We start from the raw sequence: 24,526 nt of genomic DNA on the forward strand, positions 1-24,526 counted from the left end.
CAGCGATACTAATCTATATGTAGATCAGGCTAAGGCGGTTGCCCAGTCGGCATCGACGGCGCCTGATGGAAAAGTATTTGCATATTGGGTTGTTCAGAAGTGGAATGGAACTGAATATACGGATACAGATGTACATGTATACCCTGGCGCCCAATTCATAGTCAATGCTGATGACGCAAAGGTGACGCCGCATACAGATGATCCTACTAAGAACGATTATGTTGTTCAGCTGCGTGCGGAGTATGTTGATCCTATTGGCCCGCCGACAACTCATATCTGGTGGTTCAGGAATGATGGAACCGAGGCGTTCCGGAAAGATGATCCTATCCAGGTAAATAAGTCTGTAGCAATTGAAGGAGCACTAACACGTTCCGGCTACAGGTTTATCGGCTGGGCGAAGGTTCAGCAGAATGGAGATACTCCTGCAACAACAACTGACGCGGGTCCGTACCTGTACTATGGAGATGACGGTGCATTCCATCTTGGCAGCAAGACGGGAACTAAAGTCAGCAAGGTGGCTGCAGATGAACGCACACCTTATGACAACATGTATGCGGTCTGGATTCCGGAACTGAAGATCAGAATTACAGGCAACACCGATACAAAGGAATACAATGGACAGGAACAGAGTGTAACCGGGTACACAGTTGAATACAGCGTTGGTGGAGGAGCGTATAGTACGACGGCTCCCAGCGGTGTTTCAGTAGCACTTGCAGAAGGTAAGACCGCTGAAGCCGCAGGTACTAATGTTAATACAAATCCTGGATACCTGATGGGCCTGAATTCTGAAAGCTTTACCATTTCGGTAAATGCAGAAAAATATGACTTTAATGCTACAGATGATCTGACAATAACAGACGGCTGGCTGAAGATCACGCCGAAGAAGGTCACCATCACCGCGAAGGACGCGAGCAAGGAATACGACGGAACTGCGCTGACACAGCCTGAGTTCACTGTGAGCGGCCTGGCGGAAGGTGATACGCATACATTCACAGTCGTCATGACAGACGACAGCACAATCACCAATGTCGGCACACAGCCGAACGTGATTGCGACAGTGGATGGCGTAGCAGTAACAACCGGAACTGAAACTGCGGTAGGCAACTACCTGGTGACAACAGCTAACGGCACGTTGAAGATCACGCCGAAGAAGGTCACCATCACCGCGAAGGACGCGAGCAAGGAATACGACGGAACTGCGCTGACACAGCCTGAGTTCACTGTGAGCGGCCTGGCGGAAGGTGATACGCATACATTCACAGTCGTCATGACAGACGACAGCACAATCACCAATGTCGGCACACAGCCGAACGTGATTGCGACAGTGGATGGCGTAGCAGTAACAACCGGAGCTGAAACTGCGGTAGGCAACTATCTGGTGACAACAGCTAACGGCACGCTGAAGATCACGCCGAAGAAGGTTACCATCACCGCGAAAGACGCGAGCAAGGAATACGACGGAACTGCGCTGACACAGCCTGAGTTCACTGTGAGCGGCCTGGCGGAAGGTGATACGCATACATTCACAGTCGTCATGACAGACGACAGCACAATCACCAATGTCGGCACACAGCCGAACGTGATTGCGACAGTGGATGGCGTAGCAGTAACAACCGGAGCTGAAACTGCGGTAGGCAACTATCTGGTGACAACAGCTAACGGCACGCTGAAGATCACGCCGAAGAAGGTCACCATTACCGCGAAGGACGCGAGCAAGGAATACGACGGAACTGCGCTGACACAGCCTGAGTTCACTGTGAGCGGCCTGGCGGAAGGTGATACGCATACATTCACAGTCGTCATGACAGACGACAGCACAATCACCAATGTCGGCACACAGCCGAACGTGATTGCGACAGTGGATGGCGTAGCAGTAACAACCGGAACTGAAACTGCGGTAGGCAACTACCTGGTGACAACAGCTAACGGCACGTTGAAGATTACGCCGAAGAAGGTCACCATCACCGCGAAGGACGCGAGCAAGGAATACGACGGAACTGCGCTGACACAGCCTGAGTTCACTGTGAGCGGCCTGGCGGAAGGTGATACGCATACATTCACGGTCGTCATGACAGACGACAGCACAATTACGGATGTCGGTACTCAGCCGAACGTGATTGCGACAGTGGATGGCGTAGCAGTAACAACCGGAACTGAAACTGCGGTAGGCAACTACCTGGTGACAACAGCTAACGGCACGCTGAAGATCACGCCGAAGAAGGTCACCATCACCGCGAAAGACGCGAGCAAGGAATACGACGGAACTGCGCTGACACAGCCTGAGTTCACTGTGAGCGGCCTGGCGGAAGGTGATACGCATACATTCACGGTCGTCATGACAGACGACAGCACAATTACGGATGTCGGTACTCAGCCGAACGTGATTGCGACAGTGGATGGCGTAGCAGTAACAACCGGAACTGAAACTGCGGTAGGCAACTACCTGGTGACAACAGCTAACGGCACGTTGAAGATTACGCCGAAGAAGGTCACCATCACCGCGAAGGACGCGAGCAAGGAATACGACGGAACTGCGCTGACACAGCCTGAGTTCACTGTGAGCGGCCTGGCGGAAGGTGATACGCATACATTCACGGTCGTCATGACAGACGACAGCACAATTACGGATGTCGGTACTCAGCCGAACGTGATTGCGACAGTGGATGGCGTAGCAGTAACAACCGGAACTGAAACTGCGGTAGGCAACTACCTGGTGACAACAGCTAACGGCACGTTGAAGATCACGCCGAAGAAGGTCACCATTACCGCGAAGGACGCGAGCAAGGAATACGACGGAACTGCGCTGACACAGCCTGAGTTCACTGTGAGCGGCCTGGCGGAAGGTGATACGCATACATTCACGGTCGTCATGACAGACGACAGCACAATTACGGATGTCGGTACTCAGCCGAACGTGATTGCGACAGTGGATGGCGTAGCAGTAACAACCGGAACTGAAACTGCGGTAGGCAACTACCTGGTGACAACAGCTAACGGCACGTTGAAGATTACGCCGAAGAAGGTCACCATCACCGCGAAGGACGCGAGCAAGGAATACGACGGAACTGCGCTGACACAGCCTGAGTTCACTGTGAGCGGCCTGGCGGAAGGTGATACGCATACATTCACGGTCGTCATGACAGACGACAGCACAATTACGGATGTCGGTACTCAGCCGAACGTGATTGCGACAGTGGATGGCGTAGCAGTAACAACCGGAACTGAAACTGCGGTAGGCAACTACCTGGTGACAACAGCTAACGGCACGCTGAAGATCACGCCGAAGAAGGTCACCATCACCGCGAAAGACGCGAGCAAGGAATACGACGGAACTGCGCTGACACAGCCTGAGTTCACTGTGAGCGGCCTGGCGGAAGGTGATACGCATACATTCACAGTCGTCATGACAGACGACAGCACAATTACGGATGTCGGTACTCAGCCGAACGTGATTGCGACAGTGGATGGCGTAGCAGTAACAACCGGAACTGAAACTGCGGTAGGCAACTACCTGGTGACAACAGCTAACGGCACGTTGAAGATTACGCCGAAGAAGGTCACCATCACCGCGAAGGACGCGAGCAAGGAATACGACGGAACTGCGCTGACACAGCCTGAGTTCACTGTGAGCGGCCTGGCGGAAGGTGATACGCATACATTCACAGTCGTCATGACAGACGACAGCACAATCACCAATGTCGGCACACAGCCGAACGTGATTGCGACAGTGGATGGCGTAGCAGTAACAACCGGAACTGAAACTGCGGTAGGCAACTACCTGGTGACAACAGCTAACGGCACGTTGAAGATCACGCCGAAGAAGGTCACCATCACCGCGAAGGACGCGAGCAAGGAATACGACGGAACTGCGCTGACACAGCCTGAGTTCACTGTGAGCGGCCTGGCGGAAGGTGATACGCATACATTCACAGTCGTCATGACAGACGACAGCACAATCACCAATGTCGGCACACAGCCGAACGTGATTGCGACAGTGGATGGCGTAGCAGTAACAACCGGAGCTGAAACTGCGGTAGGCAACTATCTGGTGACAACAGCTAACGGCACGCTGAAGATCACGCCGAAGAAGGTCACCATTACCGCGAAGGACGCGAGCAAGGAATACGACGGAACTGCGCTGACACAGCCTGAGTTCACTGTGAGCGGCCTGGCGGAAGGTGATACGCATACATTCACAGTCGTCATGACAGACGACAGCACAATTACGGATGTCGGTACTCAGCCGAACGTGATTGCGACAGTGGATGGCGTAGCAGTAACAACCGGAACTGAAACTGCGGTAGGCAACTACCTGGTGACAACAGCTAACGGCACGTTGAAGATTACGCCGAAGAAGGTCACCATCACCGCGAAGGACGCGAGCAAGGAATACGACGGAACTGCGCTGACACAGCCTGAGTTCACTGTGAGCGGCCTGGCGGAAGGTGATACGCATACATTCACAGTCGTCATGACAGACGACAGCACAATTACGGATGTCGGTACTCAGCCGAACGTGATTGCGACAGTGGATGGCGTAGCAGTAACAACCGGAACTGAAACTGCGGTAGGCAACTACCTGGTGACAACAGCTAACGGCACGCTGAAGATCACGCCGAAGAAGGTCACCATCACCGCGAAAGACGCGAGCAAGGAATACGACGGAACTGCGCTGACACAGCCTGAGTTCACTGTGAGCGGCCTGGCGGAAGGTGATACGCATACATTCACAGTCGTCATGACAGACGACAGCACAATCACCAATGTCGGCACACAGCCGAACGTGATTGCGACAGTGGATGGCGTAGCAGTAACAACCGGAGCTGAAACTGCGGTAGGCAACTATCTGGTGACAACAGCTAACGGCACGTTGAAGATCACCCCGATTACCGACAAAGTCACGGTCACGATCACCGAGAACAGCGACGAAGTGACCTATGACGGACAGCCCCATACGATCAAGGGATACAAGAGTATTGTGGCTGATAACACGCTGTATGACGTGGCGACTTCTGTGACAGAAACCGAGACAACTGCCTGGACCGTGACGAAGACTGACGCGGGTACCTATGATATGGGTATCTTGGCGGGAGACTTCGAGAACACGAACACGAACTTCACGAATGTTGAGTTCAAGATCGTGGACGGCCAGCTGAAGATCAAGCCGATTACCGACAAAGTCACGGTCACGATCACCGAGAACAGCGACGAAGTGACATACGACGGACAGCCGCATACGATCAAGGGGTACAAGAGTATTGTGGCCGATAACACGCTGTACGACGTGGCGACTTCCGTGGCGGAAACCGAGACAACTGCCTGGACCGTGACGAAGACCGACGTTGGCACCTATGACATGGGTATCTTGGCGGGAGACTTCGAGAACACGAACACGAACTTCACGAATGTTGAGTTCAAGATCGTGGACGGTCAGCTGAAGATTAATCCTCCGGACAAGGTAACGGTCACGATTACCGAGAACAGCGACGAAGTGACATATGACGGACAGCCGCATACAATCAAGGGGTACAAGAGTATTGTGGCTGATAACACGCTGTATGACGTGGCGACATCCGTGGTAGAAACCGAGACAGCTGCCTGGACCGTGACGAAGACTGACGCGGGTACCTATGACATGGGTATCGTGGCGGGAGACTTCGAGAACACGAACACGAACTTCCCGAATGTTGAGTTCAAGATCGTGGACGGTCAGCTGAAGATCAAGCCGATTACCGACAAGGTCACGGTCACGATCACTGAGAACAGCGACGAAGTGACATACGACGGACAGCCGCATACGATCAAGGGGTACAAGAGTATTGTGGCTGATAACACGCTGTACGACGTGGCGACTTCCGTGGCGGAAACCGAGACAGCTGCCTGGACCGTGACGAAGACTGACGCGGGTACCTATGATATGGGTATCGTGGCGGGAGACTTCGAGAACACGAACACGAACTTCACGAATGTTGAGTTCAAGATCGTGGACGGCCAGCTGAAGATCAAGCCGATTACCGACAAAGTCACGGTCACGATCACTGAGAACAGCGACGAAGTGACATACGACGGACAGCCGCATACGATCAAGGGGTACAAGAGTATTGTGGCTGATAACACGCTGTACGACGTGGCGACATCCGTGGCGGAAACCGAGACAGCTGCCTGGACCGTGACGAAGACTGACGCGGGTACCTATGATATGGGTATCGTGGCGGGAGACTTCGAGAACACGAACACGAACTTCACGAATGTTGAGTTCAAGATCGTGGACGGCCAGCTGAAGATCAAGCCGATTACCGACAAAGTCACGGTCACGATCACTGAGAACAGCGACGAAGTGACATACGACGGACAGCCGCATACGATCAAGGGGTACAAGAGTATTGTGGCTGATAACACGCTGTACGACGTGGCGACATCCGTGGCGGAAACCGAGACAGCTGCCTGGACCGTGACGAAGACTGACGCGGGTACCTATGATATGGGTATCGTGGCGGGAGACTTCGAGAACACGAACACGAACTTCACGAATGTTGAGTTCAAGATCGTGGACGGCCAGCTGAAGATCAAGCCGATTACCGACAAAGTCACGGTCACGATCACTGAGAACAGCGACGAAGTGACATACGACGGACAGCCGCATACGATCAAGGGGTACAAGAGTATTGTGGCCGATAACACGCTGTATGACGTGGCGACATCCGTGGCGGAAACCGAGACAGCTGCCTGGACCGTGACGAAGACTGACGCGGGTACCTATGATATGGGTATCGTGGCGGGAGACTTCGAGAACACGAACACGAACTTCACGAATGTTGAGTTCAAGATCGTGGACGGCCAGCTGAAGATCAAGCCGATTACCGACAAAGTCACGGTCACGATCACTGAGAACAGCGACGAAGTGACATACGACGGACAGCCGCATACGATCAAGGGGTACAAGAGTATTGTGGCCGATAACACGCTGTATGACGTGGCGACATCCGTGGCGGAAACCGAGACAACTGCCTGGACCGTGACGAAGACTGACGCGGGTACCTATGATATGGGTATCGTGGCGGGAGACTTCGAGAACACGAACACGAACTTCACGAATGTTGAGTTCAAAATCGTGGACGGTCAGCTGAAGATCAAGCCGATTACCGACAAGGTCACGGTCACGATCACTGAGAACAGCGACGAAGTGACATATGACGGACAGCCGCATACGATCAAGGGGTACAAGAGTATTGTGGCCGATAACACGCTGTATGACGTGGCAACTTCCGTGGCGGAAACCGAGACAACTGCCTGGACCATCACGAAGACTGACGCGGGTACCTATGACATGGGTATCGTGGCGGGAGACTTCGAGAACACGAACACGAACTTCACAAATGTTGAGTTCAAGATCGTGGACGGTCAGCTGAAGATCAAGCCGATTACCGACAAGGTCACGGTCACGATCACTGAGAACAGCGACGAAGTGACATATGACGGACAGCCGCATACGATCAAGGGGTACAAGAGTATTGTGGCCGATAACACGCTGTATGACGTGGCAACTTCCGTGGCGGAAACCGAGACAACTGCCTGGACCGTGACGAAGACTGACGCGGGTACCTATGACATGGGTATCGTGGCGGGAGACTTCGAGAACACGAACACGAACTTCACAAATGTTGAGTTCAAGATCGTGGACGGCCAGCTGAAGATAGCAAAACGTGCAGTTACCCTGACCAGCGGTAATGCTAAGAGATCTTATAACGGTGAAGCTCTGACGAACGCGGATGTTGAGGGTAAGAATGAGAATGGCCTGACGGTGGAAACCGGTTGGGTGGACGGCGAAGGCGCGACCTACGAATTTACCGGCAGCCAGACCTTGGTTGGAGAAAGCCCGAATGCATTCACTTATACGCTCAAGGACAATACCAAGGCTGATAACTATGTGATTACCAAGACGGAAGGTAAACTCATCGTGGATGATGAGAGTGTGCCGGATGACCTGGTGGTGAAGAAGACTGCCGACGACACCGTGTACAAACTGGGTGAAGAAGTGACCTTCGATATCTGGGTTAAGAACATCTATGATGACATTGTGACGATCAAGCTGATCGAAATCGAAGGTGTGACCCTGGCTAAGGATACCTTCGAAGGTGTTGAACCCGGAGCAGAGATCACCACCACCGCAACCTACACCATTACGGAAGCCGATATCCTGGCAGGCAGCTTCACCAACACGGTGACGGCGAGGGTTGTGGAAAAAGAGTGGAGTGCCAACGCATCGGTTAAGGTTGAAGATCCGAATGGTCACCTGACAGTGATCAAGGAGACTACCAGCGAGACGCCGGAAGGCGGTTACAAGCTGGGTGAGACAGTCACCTACAAGATCACGGTAGTGAATGACGGCAACCTGACGATCACCGACATCACTGCGACAGATGAACGGACCGGAGACGAGTGGAAGATCGACAGCCTGGCACCTGGTGAAAGCAAGGAATACACCGCTTCCACCACAGTGACCGAAGACGATATCCTCAGCGGCCACATCATCAATGATGCAACCGCAAAGGGTAAGAGCCCGGATCCGGATGAACCTGACGTACCGGTTGATCCCGGACATACAGATGATGATCCTGAAGATCCGAATGGTCACCTGACAGTGATCAAGGAGACTACCAGCGAGACGCCGGAAGGCGGCTACAAGCTGGGCGAGACGGTCAGCTACAAGATCACGGTAGTGAACGACGGCAACCTGACGATCACCGACATCAAGGTTCTGGATGAGCGGACCGGCGACGAATGGCCGGTAGCCAGCCTGGCACCCGGTGAGAGCAAGGAATTCACCGCTTCCACTAGTGTAACAGAAGACGACATCCTGAGCGGACACATCATCAACGAAGCGACCGCGACAGGCAAGAGTCCCGATCCGGATAAACCTGACGTGCCGGTAACCCCGGATGAGACGGACGATGATCCGGAAGATCCGAACGGTCACCTGACAGTGATCAAGGAGACCACCAGCGAGACGCCGGAAGGCGGATACAAGCTGGGAGAGACAGTCAGCTACAAGATTACGGTCGTGAACGACGGCAACCTGACGATCACCGAAATCAAGGTTCTGGACGAACGGACCGGTGATGAGTGGGCGGTAGACAGCCTGGCACCCGGTGAAAGCAGAACGTTTGAAGCTTCCACAACGGTGACGGAGGAGGATATTCTCAGCAAACACATCATCAACGAAGCGACGGCGAAGGGCAAGAGCCCGGATCCTGACAAGCCTGATGTGCCGGTGACACCGGATGAGACAGACGATGATCCCGAAGATCCGAACGGCCACCTGACAGTGATCAAGGAGACCACCAGCGAGACGCCGGAAGGCGGATATAAGCTGGGTGAGACGCTCAACTACAAGATTACAGTTGTCAACGACGGCAACCTGACGATTACTGAAATTACCGTTACGGATGACCGGACCGGAGATGCGTGGAAGATCGACAGCCTGAAGCCCGGCGATAGCAAGGAGTTTGAGGCTTCCACAACGGTGACAGAGGAAGATATCCTCAGCGAACATATCATCAACGAAGCGACGGCGAAGGGCAAGAGCCCGGATCCTGACAAGCCTGATGTGCCGGTAACACCGGATGAAACAGATGATGATCCTGAAGATCCGAACGGTCACCTGACGGTCAACAAGGAAACCACTTCCACACCCAAGGATGAAAATGGCTATGCGGAAGGCGAAGTGATCAGCTACAAGATCACGGTCGTGAACGACGGTAACCTGACGATCACCAATATCAACGTGATTGACGATCTGACCGGAGACAAGTGGCCGGTTGAAAGCCTGGCACCCGGTGCAACGAAGGAATTCGAAACCAAGTATACTGTAACTGCTGCAGATGCGGCGGCCGGTGAGGTGCTGAACGTTGCAACGGCTGAAGGCAAGAGCCCGGATCCGAAGAAACCCGATGTGCCGGTGACACCCGGTGAGGATCCCGAACCCACGATCGAAACCAAGGTTACCCTGATAATCCGCTACTGGATCGGCAGTAAGGACGGCGAGCTCATCAATACAATCAACCGGGTCGAAAAGGTTGGTACTGCATATGATGTTGCAACTCCGCCGATTGAGGGTTATACTGCTGATACAGAGAGAGTCAAGGGCGTCCTGGATAAGGACATGGAATACGACGTGGTTTACACTGCGAATGACTATACGCTGACAATCCTGTATAAGTATATGGACGGTACTGAAGCCGCTGCGACCTATACAGAAGTGCTCCACGCCGGAGACGAGTACAGCGTAGAATCTCCCGTGGTCAGAGGCTACTACACCAACAAGAAGAAGGTTGAAGGCACAATGCCCGCAAGGGATGTGACCGTCACAGTTATCTACGTAAAGAACCCGGTGATCATCACGATTGACGACTTTGAGACGCCTTTGGGCATCGGTCTGGGCAGTATCAATGTCGGCGAAACCATCGAGTAAAAAAATCACCCGAAATACTTACTTTCCCCGACACGCCGAAACGGCGTGTCGGGCCTATAGGTGAACAAGGGGGACGATTGAATGAAAAAACTGCTGGCATATCTGCTCATATGCGTGATGGCACTGACAGCTGTTACAGCCGGACTGGCAGAAACAGCGGAAGAACCTGTTGCTGAAGAAAAGCCGCAGATCACATATGATTATGAAGAACTGACGGTAGCCGTCACAACGCCGCTGACCGGGAACTTCTTCACCAATCTGTGGGGAAACGGCAGCAGTGATATGGACGTACGCGCCATGATCCACGGATATAACCTGATTGAATGGAACACGGAAGACGGCGTGTTTGTTCCAGATGAGTCCGTAATCAGCGGTGTGAATGTGCAGCAGGCGGATAATGGCGATATTACCTTTATTATGGCGCTGTACGAAGATCTGTTCTACAGCGACGGCACACCGGTGACCGCCTGGGATTATGCCTTCTCTATCCTGCTGACCATGTCTCCGGAACTGAAGGAACTGGGCGCAAGCGTGCACCAGCCGGAATATATTGCCGGATACAGCAACTACATCAGCGGAAAAACCGATCACCTCACCGGTGTGAGGGTGCTGGACGATCATCTGATACACATCACAATCGACCATGCATACCTGCCCTTCTTCTACGAACTGGGCCTGCTGGACTGCGTGCCTTATCCGGCAGCTGTCATTGCTCCCGGCGTGAAAGTGGCGGATGACGGAAAGGGCGTATACCTGACCAACACGGAAGGCGGAGATGAAGCCGTATTTACGGCGGATCTGCTGAAGGGTACGATCCTGGACGAAACAAGCGGCTACCGGACTCACCCGTCCGTGACAAGCGGACCGTATGTGCTGACATCCTATGAGGACGGCGTGGCCAAGTTTGAAATCAACCCGCAGTACAAGGGCAATTCCAAAGGCCAGAAGCCTATGATCAAGAAGGTCACGATGATTTCGATGCCTTCGAATGAAATGATCGACGCTTACCATGACGGTAAGGTAACGCTGCTGAACAAAGTCAGCGACGGTGAGACGATCACGCAGCTGCTGGGCGAAGCAGCCGAGGATGAAATGTACACTTCCGCCAACTATGCCAGAACCGGCCTGAGTTTCATCAGCTTCAATACAGACCGTGCACCGCTGGATGACCTGGCGGTCAGACAGGCTATCGCGTATGCTGCGGACCGGGATGAAGTGGTGAAGGAAGCCCTGGACAGCTACGGCATGAAGGGCCTGGGCTACTTCGGCATGGGTCAGTGGATGTACCTGCTGCTGAACGGTACCGTACAGTATCCCGTGGAAGAGCCGGAAGAGAATGCCACTGAAAAAGAAAAGGCAGAATACGAGAAGGCCATTGAAGAATGGGAAACGCTGTCGCTGGAAGATATCGAACCCTATGACAGGGATCTGGAAAAGGCTGCGGAGCTGCTGGACAATGCCGGATGGAACCGGAATGCAGACGGTGACGGCTTTGTCCAGGGATCTGACAAGCTGCGCTATAAGCAGACAGAAGAAGGCCTGGTGCCGCTGCGGCTGACGATGGCATACGGGGCCGGAAGTGCGGCCGGGGAAGCGCTGGAAGGCGCACTGGTACAGTCCCTGAAGGAGATCGGCATTGAGCTGATCGTTGAAGCCATGGACGCAGACGCGATGCTGTACCAGTTTTACAGAATGAGCGAGACGAAGTATGACATGTACTTCCTCGCGACAAACTTCGACCTGCTGTATGATCCTTCCCTTAGTTTTACGGTGGATGAAGAAGGACATCACGTCTGGAAAACTTCCGGACTGGCGGATGACGAACTCTGGAAACTGGCAGTGGATATGCGCCGGACTGAGCCCGAAGACCTGATGGGCTATTGCACGAAATGGCTGGCCTTCCAGAAGCGTTTCGCAGAGCAGCTGCCGCTGCTGCCGATGTATTCCAACGTGTACTTTGACTTCTATCCGCAGGTGCTGCACGAGTATAAGATTGCGTCGAATATTTCCTGGCCGGAAGCTTCCATAGGTGCTTACCTGTCGGACTATGTGCCGGAAGTACCGGAAGAGGAATAAATATAATTCAGAATTAAGAATTAAGAATTCAGAATTATTACTGATGAGACACATGGATTTGTTCAGAACGAGCGGATAAATATGCAAAAATGAATCCATAAGAGAAGAGGAAAAGACCTTGCATCGCAGGGCCTTTTCCTTTATGCTTTTAGCTAAACGGAAAACACCCGGAGGAGAAAAAATGAAACAATACAGCGAATACCGGTTTGGGGATATGACTGTAACCTGGTGGCTGGATGAACAAAACCATATGGGAATGACCCTGGTCCCGGCCGGGATGAAGGATCAGGTGCGGGAACATCAGTATGCGCTGGAGAACCTGGTTCAGATTCACGCAAGGGGTGACCAGCTGCCGAATGGTTACGGAAACGGCCATACGATGGCCACAACAACAGCCACCGACCGTATGCGTTTTGTGAATCAGGTAAAGGAAGGCAATATGGTGGTGACCGAGCTTGCAGACGAGAACGGCCGCACAGTTTTCCATACGCTGAAATGGGAAGAAGGACTGGAAGCCCTGCGGGTTTCTGTCCGGTTTGAAAACCGGACAGGGAAACCGGTGACGCTGGACCTGCTTTCCAGCCTGAACTTTGGCGGGATTACACCCTTTGCGGACGGAGATGCCCACGGTACCCTGCTGCTGCACCGGGCGGGAAGCGCCTGGAGCGCAGAGGGCAGGCTGATCACGGATACCATTGAGGAAGCGATGCTGGAGCGGTCCTGGACGGGCCATGCGCTACGGGTGGTGAAGTTTGGCCAGGTTGGCTCCATGCCGGTGCGGGGCTGGTTTCCCTTTGCGGCAGTTGAGGACACGGCAAACGACGTGACCTGGGCTATGCAGATAGCCTGTCCTTCCTCCTGGCAGATGGAAATCCGCCGGAAGGATGACCGACTGAATATGATGGCGTCCCTGCCGGATGATGATTTCGGCCAGTGGGCGAAGACTGTCGCACCGGGAGAAAGCTTTGAAACACCTGAAGCTTATGTGACGGTGGGACGCGGCGGCATTGACCGGGTGAGCCAGCGGCTGCTGACAGTCCACCGGGCCAATATGCCCCGGCCGGATGCGGAACTGCCGGTGCTGTTCAACGAATACTGCACCACCTGGGGTGATCCGAGCCATGAGAACCTGACCAAGATTACGGACCGGATTCAGGGCCACGGAATTGACTTCCTGGTGATTGACGCGGGCTGGTACCGCAGGGAAGGTGTGGCCTGGCATGAGTGCGGCGGGGACTGGATTCCGGAAGAAAAAAATATGTTCCCGGAAGGACTGAAGGCAACGGCGGACATGATCCGGGCGCACGGCATGATTCCCGGAATCTGGTTTGAGCCGGAGACATGCGCAAAGGGAGCGGATATCTTCCGGAAGGAAGAAATGCTGCTGACCCGCCGGGGTACGGTGATTGATACAGATAACCGCCGGTTCCTGGATCTCCGCAAACCGGAGGTTCAGGCATACCTTGATGAGCGGGTAATCGGACTGCTGAAGAAATGCGGTTTCGGATATACGAAGATTGACTATAACGACTGTATCGGCGCAGGCTGCGATGATCCGGACAGCCTGGGTGAAGGTCTGCGGCAGAACATGCAGGCTATGCTGGAATTCTTTCGCCGGATGCGGAGGGAAATCCCGGAACTGTGGATTGAAAACTGCTCCTCCGGCGGCCACCGGCTGGAGCCTTCACTGATGGGCGTGACGGATATGGCATCCTTCTCGGACGCGCATGAGTGCGAGGAGATCCCGATTATCGCGGCACAGCTGCACAGGCTGATCCTGCCGGGCCAGTCCCAGATCTGGGCGGCACTGCGGGCGAGTGACAGTATCCGCAGGATCAATTATTCACTGATCAACACTTTTCTGGGAGTGATGTGTATTTCCGGCGATGTGTGGGAGCTGTCTGAAGAGCAGTGGGCCAAGGTGGATGAGGGAATCAGCTTTTTTAAAGAAGTGAGAAATATCATCCGGGACGGCGTTTCCGCTTTCCACGGTGATGTTTCCCAGAGCTGGCGGCACCCGGAAGGCTGGCAGGCGGTCTGCCGGACAGCAGGCGGGGAAACGCTGACAGTCGTCCATACCTTTGGCGGGGATCTGCCGGAGAAGGTCACCCTGCCGGTATCCGGGAAACGGATCCTGAGGGTGATGAACAGCGAAGACAATAAGATTGCATTGGAAAACGGCAGGCTGACGGTGGAACTGAAAGCTCCGTTTGAAGCAATTGCGATTCACACAGGAGATTGATATTCAAAATAAAAAAATATTTTACAAAATTGTTAAAAAAGTGTTGACAATCGAAATAAAGTATGTAATAATGTAGTCACAAAGAAGAAGGACAGTATAATAACAGGAGGTGAGAGGAAGAAAGGGAGACCCGTAAAAAGGATACAGGAAGTCCAATGAGGCTGCGGGGTGACTGGCGGAGGCGTTCATGGCAAGAGGTAAATCCGGGAACGGCAAAGGCAGCGCGGACGCAGCGGAAGTGAATAGATAGAAACGAGCAAACCCCTGTGCGTACACAGGGGTTGCTCGTTTTTCTAATGCATAATGATAAAAGAAGGACATAATTCTACGAAACGTAGAATAAATATTTGACAAGTTATACGAATTGGGTGTTCAATAGGGAAAATGAATCGGGTATGATGATTGCGAACCAAGGGAAACGGCGAAAGCTGATAAGGAGGAAGCAATCATGACAAACACGATTTCCGTCAATCACAATATGATCATTTTCGGAGGAAAGACATGGAAAATAAACTGGCAGAAAATATCCGCATTTATCGGAAAAACATGGGCCTCAGCCAGGAACAGCTTGCAGAGAGGCTCGGAATCACGCTGGGTACCATCTCGAAATGGGAGCGAGGAGCTTCTGAACCAGATCTCCTGTATGTCATGCAGATTGCCGAACTATTTCATGTATCGGTCGATGCTCTGATCGGGTTCACGATGCACGGAAACAACGCGGAAACAGAAGTAGAGAGACTTAAAGCCTTTTACAAGGAACATACGATTGAGGAAACCGCAAAGGAATATGACAGTTTGCTGATCAAATTTCCCAATCATTTCGACATAGTCCTCGGAGCGGCAAAATGCCATATGCAGATCGGCGTCGTTTATCGCCAACATGACGAACTGAAACGGGCCATTGAGCTGCTCCGGCACGCGATTGACCTGTTTTCCCAGAACAAAGATCCGGAGATCAATGAAGTTGAACTGCGTAACTATATAGCCGAATGCTATTCCTCGCTGGAAGACTATAAGAAAGCCGTTGAAGAATATAAGAAAAATAACCTGTGCGGCAACAATGACGCCGAGATCGGACTAATCCTGATTGAGAAAGAAAAGCAGCTGAAGGAAGGTATCAAATACACGGAAACCGCTTTCCTGAACAGTATCAGCCAGATGATCAGTGTTATCAGCGGTTATATTATCTACTACAGGGAAACAAAAGAGGTAGAAAAGGGCATCCGGGCTGCCCAGTGGACAATCGATTACCTGAAGAACCTGAAGGATGACCCGGAAAAAGCGTGTTACCTGGACAAGATTATCAGCCTTTATTATCTGGTACGGGCCTTTGGAGAGGATAGAAGCGGCAAAGGCAGGGAGGCAGAAGACAGCATGCGGGAAGCTGTGAGGATGGCCAGGGAGTTTGATGCGAATCCGCTGAGGACGCTGGAGAACATCGTTTTTGCGGACCATGTATGTGTATCAAATGTATATGACAACGGAGGGCCAACCGCGCTGGAAAGCCTGAGAAGGACGATGGATGAAAACAAAGAGATCACAAGCGACATGTTCAAACAGAAATTCAACGAATTGATGAAGGATTAACAGCAGAGGCCGCGCAAGAAATCGGCTTGCCGATGAGAATGATATTGAAAAGAATATATGAAGATAAAAAAGATCCGCCTGCTTAAGCTGACGGATCTACTTGTGCTGTATACAGCTGATAGTAGAGGCCTTTTTTCGCCATCAGTTCATCATGGGATCCCATTTCAGCGATGCCTTTGTTGCTGATATACAGGATCCGGTCACAGTTTTTGATGGTGCTGAGCCGGTGGGCGACGATGATGCTGGTCCGTCCCCGGAGCATTTCCCGAATGCCTTCCTGAAGGAGTTTTTCTGTCTGCGTATCAATGGAAGAGGTGGCTTCATCCAGAATGAGGATCGCCGGGTCGGACAGGAGCGTCCGGGCGAAGGCAATCAACTGCTTTTCTCCCTGGCTGAGGTTGCCGCCGCGTTCCTTGATTTCCGTCTGATAGCCCTGGGGCATCTTCCGGATGAGTTCATCTGCCCGGACACGGCGGGCGGCCTGGATGACTTCACAGTCCGTGGCATCCAGACGGCCGTAGCGGATGTTGTCCATGATGGTGCCGGAGAAGATGAAGCTGTCCTGCAGCATGATACCCAGCTGGCTGCGCAGGGAATGGAGCGTTACCTGGCTGATATCGTGCGCTTTGCCATCCTGATCGTGCAGGAGGATTTTTCCGCCGTTCAGGTTATAGAAGCGGCAAAGCAGATTGATGACGGTGCTCTTTCCCGCTCCGGTAGGACCAACGAGGGCGATGCTTTCACCGGCACGGACGTGGAGATTCATGTGCTCCAGGACGTTGATGTTTTCCTCATAGGCGAAGGTGACATCCTGATAATCCACTTCACCGGTGATGGGCGGAAGCTCTTCTGCATCCGGTACGTCATCCACGATGACAGGCTCGTCCATGGTTTCAAAGATCCGTTCGAGGTAGGCAATGTTGTTGACGAAGGAATTATAGATATTTGCCAGGTTGGTAATGGGCTGCCAGAAACGGCTGACATACTGTCCCATGGCGAGGATCACGCCGAAGGAGACCATCTTACCGCCACCCATCCAGTAGACGCCGGCGATATAAAGGAAGGTCAGCACCAGCTGCGTCATGGTTTCGCTGGAAAGCCAAACAGTATTGCTGATTTTTATGGCGCGCAGCCAGGCATCACGGCAGGCGTTGGCCAACCGTTCCATGATGGAAATGTTAACCTCCTGACGGTCAAAGAGCTGACTGACGCGGACGCCGTCGATGGATTCCGCCAGATAGGCATTATAATTGCTGTTCTTGTTACTCTGGTTCTGCCAGGCACGGCGCTGGCGGGGTTTGATGAGGATGATGATGCCGATGAAGAACGGCAGGCCTGCGATGATGACCAGCGCCAGGGTGGTATTGGTGGAGAACATGAAGACCACAATGAAGACCAGGTTAATGATCTCCAGGATCATGTTGATGATACCGTTTGACAGGATATCCGAAACGGAGTTGACGTAGTTGATGACCCGGACCAGGATTTTGCCGGCGGGCCGGGAATCATAATAGCTGAAGGGCAGTTTCTGCAGGTGGGCAAACAGGTCGCTGCGGATATCATGAATGATCCGCTGGCTGACGTGGGCCATCATCCGGGAACGGATGGTGGTAAACACGATGCCCAGGGCGATGATGCCCACAAAGAGGAGGGCCATCCGGCCGATCATGGCGGTATCCTTGTTGGGAACGGCTTCATCCAGCACCCACTGGGTGATCTTGGGGATAAAGAGGGAGGCAACGCTGGCCATGGCGCTGAGCAGCAGCGCGGCCAGCATTTTGTATTTATGCCGGGCAATGTATTTACCCGCCCGCTTCAGGTGCTGCCAGCGGAACGGGGATTCCAGACGCTCGTCAACGTCGAATTTATTCCTTGCCATCTCTTACACCCCCATTCCGGCAGCCGGGGCGCCGACAGCACTGTTGCTGCCGGAGGCTGTGGATTGTTCTTCATCCATGGGGATGCCATATTGCAGGCAGTAGGTCTGCCAGTAATACCCCCGCTTTGCCAGCAGTTCACTGTGAGTTCCGCGCTCGGTGATTTTACCATCCTGCAGGACGAGGATCAGATCAGCGTCCCGCATGGAAGAAATCCGCTGGGCAATGATGAACTTGGTGCACTCATAGGGGAGGTGGCGCAGCTGATCCTGGATATACTGCTCTGTCTCGCTGTCCACGGCGGAGGTGGTGTCATCCATGATGAGGATGCCGGGTCGGACCGCCATGGCGCGGGCCAGGGCAATCCGCTGGCGCTGGCCGCCGGAGAGACCGACGCCGCGCTCGCCGATGATGGTGTCATAGCCTTCCGGAAGCTTTTCGGCAAATTCAGCGGCATCTGCCCGACGGGCGAAATCCATAACATCTTCCTGGGTCAGGGACTGATCGCCGAAGGCGATATTGCCTTCCACGGTATCCGAGAAGAGGAAGACGTCCTGGGTGGCGGTGCCGATGCCGCCCCGGAGCTCACTGAGCTTCCATTGTTTTACATCACAGTCATCCACCTGGATGGCGCCTTCGGAGACATCATAAAACCGGGCCAGCAGGTGAATGAGCGTGGTTTTGCCGCTTCCTGTGGGACCCATGACGGCTACGGTCTGACCGGGCTGAACCGAGAAGGATACGTCTGTGAGGATCGGCTTGGTATCGAAACGGAAGGAAACGTGATCAAACTCGATCTTTCCCTGCATACGTTCATGGGCAACCGCATCCGGGGCATCCACAATGGAGGGTGTGCCGTAATACAGCTCCATGACCTTCGCGGCGGAGGTGGAGAAACGCTGCAGGTCGTTGATCAGGTTGCCAAGCTCCCGCATGGGGTTGGAGACAGCCCAGCTGAGTCCTGTAAAGATGGCCAGTTCGCCGGGAGTCAGTTCACCCCTGATGATGAACAGGCCGCCCACGAAGACCGTGACCAGCTGAATGGCGTTGACCAGCAGCTCGATAATGGGGAAGAAAGTGAGCCAGAGCTTATTGATGCGCAGATGACTGTCCATGAAAGCCTGGTTCTTCTGCTCAAACCGCTCCTTCTCATACTCCTCCCGGGCAAAGGCTTTCACGACCCGGTTGCCGGCGATGTTTTCCTGTGCCGCGGTGTTCATCTCCGACAGCTTTTCACGCATAAAAACAAAGCGGGGACGGACGTGACGGGAAAAGAATTTGGTGATCAGCAGCAGGATAGGCGTAATGATAATCAGAAGCAGGGTCAGCTTCCAATTGACCAGCAGGAGATAAATTGTAGCAAAGAGGAAAGTGCATACCGCGTCGATGATGCGGTAATCAATATAGCTCAGGAAATGACGGCACCAGTCCAGGTCGGCGCTCATACGGGTCATGAGGTCGCCGGTGCGGTGGGTATCAAAGAAGGCCATATCGTTATATTGCATTTTGCTGAACAGACGGCGGCGAAGATTGAAGACCACATTCTGGGAATCTTTTTCCAGAAAGATGACCATCATATACCGCAGGCCTTCCCGGCCGAGCTTGACCACCAGCATGACAGCCAGGATGGAAAGCAGGGGTTTCGGATTGCCTGCAACAATGACGTCATCAATGAGACGCTGGGAAAGCGCAGGGTTCACCAGCAGCAAAAGACAGGTGAAGGCGCATACGCACAGGGCGATGACATGGCGGCGGCGGAAGGGTGCGTCCATATTCTTCCACAGCCAGGCAAATTGCTTGCGCATAAAAACCTCGGGAGAATTCTCCAGTGAAGAGTATACAGACCGGAGGGAGACCTCCGGTCTGCGGTGATGAGTGAAGAGTGAAAAGTGAAGAGTGAAGAGTGAAGAGTGAAGAGTGAACATTTACAGATTGATGCTTACAGCATCAATCTGTAAATGTTAGCACAATCATCCTCATTCAAGGTGACGAAACCGGAGATGGTTCCGGGACGGCCGTCGCCGCGGCAGAGGTTCTCGACCAGCACGGGAATATCTTCCTCACGGGCGCCGAGTTCCGCAAAGTTGCGGGGCATACCGATGGAGATGAAGAACTGACGCAGCTTCTCAATGCCCTCTTTGGCAGTAACTTCCGGATGGGCAAAGTCCATCTGGCAGCCCCAGACCCGGACGGCAACCTGGGCAAAGCGCATAACGTCATGATTCATGACATAGGTGAAGACGGCGGGCAGGGTCACTGCCAGGCCGGCACCGTGAGCGCAGTCATACAGGGCGGAGAGCTCATGCTCAATGTTATGGCTGTTCCAGTCCTGGCTGCGGCCGACACCGCAGGAGTTGTTATGTGCCATCATACCGGCCCACATGATGTTTGCACGGGCTTCATAGTTATTCGGATCAGCGATGACCCGCGGACCTTCGTGAATCATGGTCAGCAGCAGCGCTTCGATCATCCGGTCAGTGACTTCCACCTCTTTGGTGTTGGTGAGGTAGCGCTCATACAGGTGGGCCATGATGTCCGTGATGCCGGCGGCTGTCTGGAAAGCCGGCAGCGTCTGGGTCAGGGCGGGATTCAGGATAGAGAACTTCGGACGGATGGCATCACCGCTGGCACCCCGTTTATACATGCCGTTTTCCAGCGTGATGACGCTGTCCGGGCTGCCTTCGCTGCCCGCGGCGGAGATGGTCAGCACAGTACCGACGGGAAGTGCTTCAGTAATCGGCTTGCCGCTGTAGAAATCCCAGAAGTCTCCGTCATAGACAGTACCGGCAGCAATTGCCTTGGCAGAGTCAATGGAAGAACCACCGCCGACGGCGAGAATGAAATCGATCTTTTCCCTGCGGCAGAGTTCTATGCCTTCATAAACCAGACCGCTGCGGGGATTGGGTTTTACGCCGCCGAGGCGGAAACTGGTGATGCCCGCAGCTTCCAGGGAGGCTTCCACCCGGTCGATCAAACCGGAACGCAGGGCGCTGCCGCCGCCGAAGTGGATGAGGACACGGCTTCCGCCGAAACGCCTGACCAGCGCACCGGCCTGGCTTTCAGAATCCTTACCGAAGACGAAACAGGTGGGAGAATAGAAGGTAAAATTATTCATACTGGCAGAAATCTCCTTTCAGATATTTAAGGATTCAACTCGCTCCAGGCGGTGCTCAGGCTGTCGATAATGTTCAGGTGCTGGGGGCATGCGGCTTCACAGGCACCGCAGGCGAGACACTTATCCGCACCGGCATCATTCTTCATGATCATCCTGAAACCCCAATCTTCCTTTGGGTCAATGCCGTAGAGGGACACATTGTTCCAGACGGAGAACAGACCGGGAATGTTGACGCCGTTGGGACAGGGCATGCAGTAGCGGCAGCCGGTGCAGCCGATCTTGGTGCGGCTGATGTAGGCAGCACGAACATCGTCCATGAGCTTCAGTTCTTCCTCACTCATGATGCCGGTATCCACAGTATCGAAGATCCGCAGGTTTTCATCAATCTGTTCCGATTCGTTGCAGCCGGACAGGACTACGGATACTTCCGGATGGTTGCAGAGCCAGCGGAAAGCCCATTCCACGGGAGAACGTTTTACCGGGAAGGCATCATAAAGTGCCTGCACGTTGTCCGGTGCATTGGCCAGACGGCCGCCGAGGAGGCCTTCCATGATGACTACCGGGATTCCCTTGCTTCCGGCCAGTTCCAGCCCCTTGGTGCCGGCCTGATTGTTGATGTCCATGAAGTTATACTGAATCTGGCACATATCCCAGTCCCAGTCATTGAGGATATACTCGAATTCCTCGTAGGGGCCGTGGAAGGAGAAGCACTTGTAGCGGATCTTTCCTTCCTTTTTCATATCATCAAAGAACTGAGGCGCGCCGATGGCTTTCATATGCTCCCACTTCTGCTTGTTCATGGCATGCATGAGGTAGAAGTCGATATGGTCTGTCTGCAGCTTTTTCAGCTCTTCCGCCAGGATGGTTTCCATATCCGCACGGCTGTTGACCGCATCCGGCGGGACTTTGGTAGCGATGGTGACCTTGTCGCGGTAATCGTCCTGCAGGGCTTTACCCAGGACAATTTCGGATGTTTTGTCCAGATAGACATAGGCGGTGTCGATGTATGTGACGCCGCCGTCGATGGCCCGGCGAATCAGGGAGACGGCTTTCTGTTCGTCAATGACGCTGTCTCCGGAGGCGGCGCCATTGAAACGCATGCAGCCCAGGCCGAAGGCAGAGGATTTGATGCCGAGTTTACCCATGGTGCGGTATTTCATATAAAGATCCTCCTTCCTAATGTGTCAGGGGAGAAAAATGTCTGGTGTAAGGATATGATAGACCTTAGAGCTAGCTCTAAGTCAATAGTAAACAAGTGGCAGTTTCCAATTCAAAATTCATAATTCAGAATTATCCGTTGCGGCGGAGAGTTGCTGAAAAACTGAACCACATCCTCCGATTGCGCTGCGCCTTTGTCCGCAAAGACACTGACGCACATAAATCGGGCGAAGCGGGGGAATGGTATTCACATTGTGAATGATGGATATGACTTTATCATTTGCGGCTGTTGACTTAGAGTAAACTTTAAGGTTTATGATTGGGTCACAGAAAAAACGTTGAATACTTACGGGAGGATTATTATGAGAAAAGTTAAGTGGGGCGTACTGGGAACAGCGGATATTGCCCGGGGACAGACAATACCGGGCATGCAGCTGGCGGAGCACTGCGAGCTGTATGCCATTGCGGGCAGAAAACTGGAAAAAGCAAAACTATATCAGGAAGAGTTTGGCTTTCAGAAGGCTTACGGCAGCTATGATGAACTGCTGGCAGATCCGGAGGTGGAAGCGGTTTATATTCCGCTGCCCAATGATATTCACTGTGAGTGGACGGTTAAAGCCCTGAAGGCAAAGAAACATGTGCTGTGTGAAAAGCCGCTGGCGGTTTCAGAAGCGCAGGCTAAAGAGATGTTCCAGGCGGCGGAGGAAAACGGCGTTATGTTGATGGAGGCCTTTGCCTATCTGCACAGCCCGTTTGTGAAAGCTGTGAAGGCAGAGCTGGACGCCGGCGTGATCGGAGAAATCCGGTACCTGGAGTCTGCATTCATCACAGGCAGGAGACCGGATACGGATATCCGCCTGCGGAAGGAAACATACGGCGGAGCCCTGTATGACCTCGGCTGCTATGCAATCAGCATGGCAATGTGGATGCTGGGGAAGGAGCCGGATACTGTACGGGCGACAGCACAGTTCTCTGACAAAAAGATTGACCTGTTCACTTCAGCCCTGCTGCTGTATGAAAATGAAGCGGTGGCAAACCTGGACTGCGGCATGTTGCTGCCGACCGGACGGCTGGACCGGTTCCATATCCACGGAACCCTGGGTGAGATCGTATCCCCGGTGGAGTTCAACCAGTGCGGAGAGATTCCGTATACCATTATCCGAAACGGGGTGAAGGAAACAAAGACGGTGACCGCACCGAACAACTATTCCCTGGAATCGGAACAGCTGAGCCACTGTATCCTGACCGGAGAAAAGCCGCATGTGTCCAAGGACTTCTCACTGCTGGTTGCACGGGTTACGGACAGGATACTGAAGGAAATCGGATATTGATGATCAGTTGACAGGCCGGAAAGGTTTGACTTGAAAATGAAATATCCGTCTGCGACGGATGTGAAATAAATCAGCTGCGCTGATTTGTGAAATATTGGCCGTTCCGGCCAATATGAAATATCGCTTCGCGACATGATATAAACTCCTGATCTTTACAGACAGGAGTTTATCGGGTAGAATTGACATGAAGTTGAAGTTTACTCTAAGGTGATAACCGGGAGGTTCAATATGTATTCGATTCAGGATGTAAGCAATAAAACGGGACTTTCAACCCATACTCTGCGGTATTATGAGAAGGAAGGCTTGATCTCCGGCGTGGAGCGGAGCCAGGGGGGATTCCGTCAGTATACGGACGAGGACCTGGAAAGGCTGGGACTGATCCGCTGCCTGAAGAACACCGGCATGTCCATCCAGGAAATCGCCCGGTTTGTGCAGCTGACCCATGAAGGAGATCACACGCTGGAGGAACGGGTGGAGCTTCTGAGGGAGCACAGGGAACGGGTGCTGGAACGTATGGCAGAAATGCAGGAGCACCTGGACAAGGTGACCTGGAAGCTGAACTTCTTCACAGAGAAACTGAAGGCGTATCAGGCTGAACAGAAAAAAGATAAGCAGGCATAAGAAGACGGCCGTCCGGAAAGTCCGGACGGCTGCTGTGTTTCATGGATG

General features: G+C 53.3%; 10 protein-coding genes. 6 read left to right on the plus strand and 4 right to left on the minus strand.

The features are described 5' to 3' along the window. The first annotated feature begins 181 nt into the window (after positions 1–181). The 4 genes from JYE49_RS14510 to JYE49_RS14525 all read left to right on the plus strand — a co-directional run bounded on the left by JYE49_RS14510 (position 182) and on the right by JYE49_RS14525 (position 16,376). Entirely contained in the window at positions 182–10,471 is a 10,290-nt protein-coding gene (locus JYE49_RS14510) for a CLIPPER-2 domain-containing protein (protein ID WP_304583225.1), read from the plus strand. A gap of 81 nt (positions 10,472–10,552) precedes the next feature. Continuing rightward, positions 10,553–12,547 carry an ABC transporter substrate-binding protein gene (locus JYE49_RS14515; RefSeq protein WP_093956901.1) on the plus strand — a complete coding sequence of 665 codons (1,995 nt, stop codon included), beginning with the start codon at positions 10,553–10,555 and terminating at the stop codon, positions 12,545–12,547. A gap of 181 nt (positions 12,548–12,728) precedes the next feature. Next, positions 12,729–14,789 carry a glycoside hydrolase family 36 protein gene (locus JYE49_RS14520; RefSeq protein WP_179217291.1) on the plus strand — a complete coding sequence of 687 codons (2,061 nt, stop codon included), beginning with the start codon at positions 12,729–12,731 and terminating at the stop codon, positions 14,787–14,789. Between the two features lie 501 nt (positions 14,790–15,290). Beyond that, positions 15,291–16,376 (plus strand): helix-turn-helix domain-containing protein, encoded by a 1,086-nt coding sequence (locus JYE49_RS14525; protein WP_093956899.1) that lies wholly within the window; start codon positions 15,291–15,293, stop codon positions 16,374–16,376. Between the two features lie 82 nt (positions 16,377–16,458). Here the strand turns inward: JYE49_RS14525 and JYE49_RS14530 are convergent, their stop codons facing one another. The 4 genes from JYE49_RS14530 to JYE49_RS14545 all read right to left on the minus strand — a co-directional run bounded on the left by JYE49_RS14530 (position 16,459) and on the right by JYE49_RS14545 (position 22,528). Beyond that, a complete protein-coding gene (locus tag JYE49_RS14530) occupies positions 16,459–18,255 on the minus strand; it encodes an ABC transporter ATP-binding protein (RefSeq protein WP_093956898.1) in 1,797 nt (598 codons plus the stop codon). Positions 18,256–18,258: 3 nt separating this feature from the next. After that, a complete protein-coding gene (locus JYE49_RS14535; RefSeq protein WP_179217290.1) occupies positions 18,259–20,058 on the minus strand; it encodes an ABC transporter ATP-binding protein in 1,800 nt (599 codons plus the stop codon). 134 nt (positions 20,059–20,192) lie between these two features. Then, on the minus strand, positions 20,193–21,368 hold the full coding sequence (locus tag JYE49_RS14540; protein WP_093956896.1) for an iron-containing alcohol dehydrogenase: 1,176 nt from the start codon (positions 21,366–21,368) through the stop codon (positions 20,193–20,195). A gap of 26 nt (positions 21,369–21,394) precedes the next feature. Continuing rightward, positions 21,395–22,528, minus strand: coding sequence for an aldo/keto reductase (locus tag JYE49_RS14545; RefSeq protein ID WP_093956895.1), 1,134 nt, complete (start codon positions 22,526–22,528; stop codon positions 21,395–21,397). Positions 22,529–22,888: 360 nt separating this feature from the next. Between JYE49_RS14545 and JYE49_RS14550 the strand changes: the two genes are divergently transcribed. Together JYE49_RS14550 and JYE49_RS14555 are read left to right on the plus strand one after the other, a co-directional pair. Continuing rightward, positions 22,889–23,857, plus strand: coding sequence for a Gfo/Idh/MocA family protein (locus JYE49_RS14550; protein WP_093956894.1), 969 nt, complete (start codon positions 22,889–22,891; stop codon positions 23,855–23,857). A gap of 228 nt (positions 23,858–24,085) precedes the next feature. Beyond that, entirely contained in the window at positions 24,086–24,478 is a 393-nt protein-coding gene (locus JYE49_RS14555; protein WP_093956893.1) for a MerR family transcriptional regulator, read from the plus strand. The last annotated feature ends 48 nt before the right edge of the window (positions 24,479–24,526 follow it).

The organism is Aristaeella hokkaidonensis, assembly GCF_018128945.1.
Taxonomy (GTDB): Bacteria; Bacillota; Clostridia; order Christensenellales; family Aristaeellaceae; genus Aristaeella; species Aristaeella hokkaidonensis.

Coding starts and splice junctions, on each gene's coding strand:
- JYE49_RS14515 (WP_093956901.1), top strand. CDS start 10,553: ATGAAAAAACTGCTGGCATATCTGCTCATATGCGTGATGGCACTGACA.
- JYE49_RS14520 (WP_179217291.1), top strand. CDS start 12,729: ATGAAACAATACAGCGAATACCGGTTTGGGGATATGACTGTAACCTGG.
- JYE49_RS14525 (WP_093956899.1), top strand. CDS start 15,291: ATGGAAAATAAACTGGCAGAAAATATCCGCATTTATCGGAAAAACATG.
- JYE49_RS14530 (WP_093956898.1), bottom strand. CDS start 18,255: ATGGCAAGGAATAAATTCGACGTTGACGAGCGTCTGGAATCCCCGTTC.
- JYE49_RS14535 (WP_179217290.1), bottom strand. CDS start 20,058: ATGCGCAAGCAATTTGCCTGGCTGTGGAAGAATATGGACGCACCCTTC.
- JYE49_RS14540 (WP_093956896.1), bottom strand. CDS start 21,368: ATGAATAATTTTACCTTCTATTCTCCCACCTGTTTCGTCTTCGGTAAG.
- JYE49_RS14545 (WP_093956895.1), bottom strand. CDS start 22,528: ATGAAATACCGCACCATGGGTAAACTCGGCATCAAATCCTCTGCCTTC.
- JYE49_RS14550 (WP_093956894.1), top strand. CDS start 22,889: ATGAGAAAAGTTAAGTGGGGCGTACTGGGAACAGCGGATATTGCCCGG.
- JYE49_RS14555 (WP_093956893.1), top strand. CDS start 24,086: ATGTATTCGATTCAGGATGTAAGCAATAAAACGGGACTTTCAACCCAT.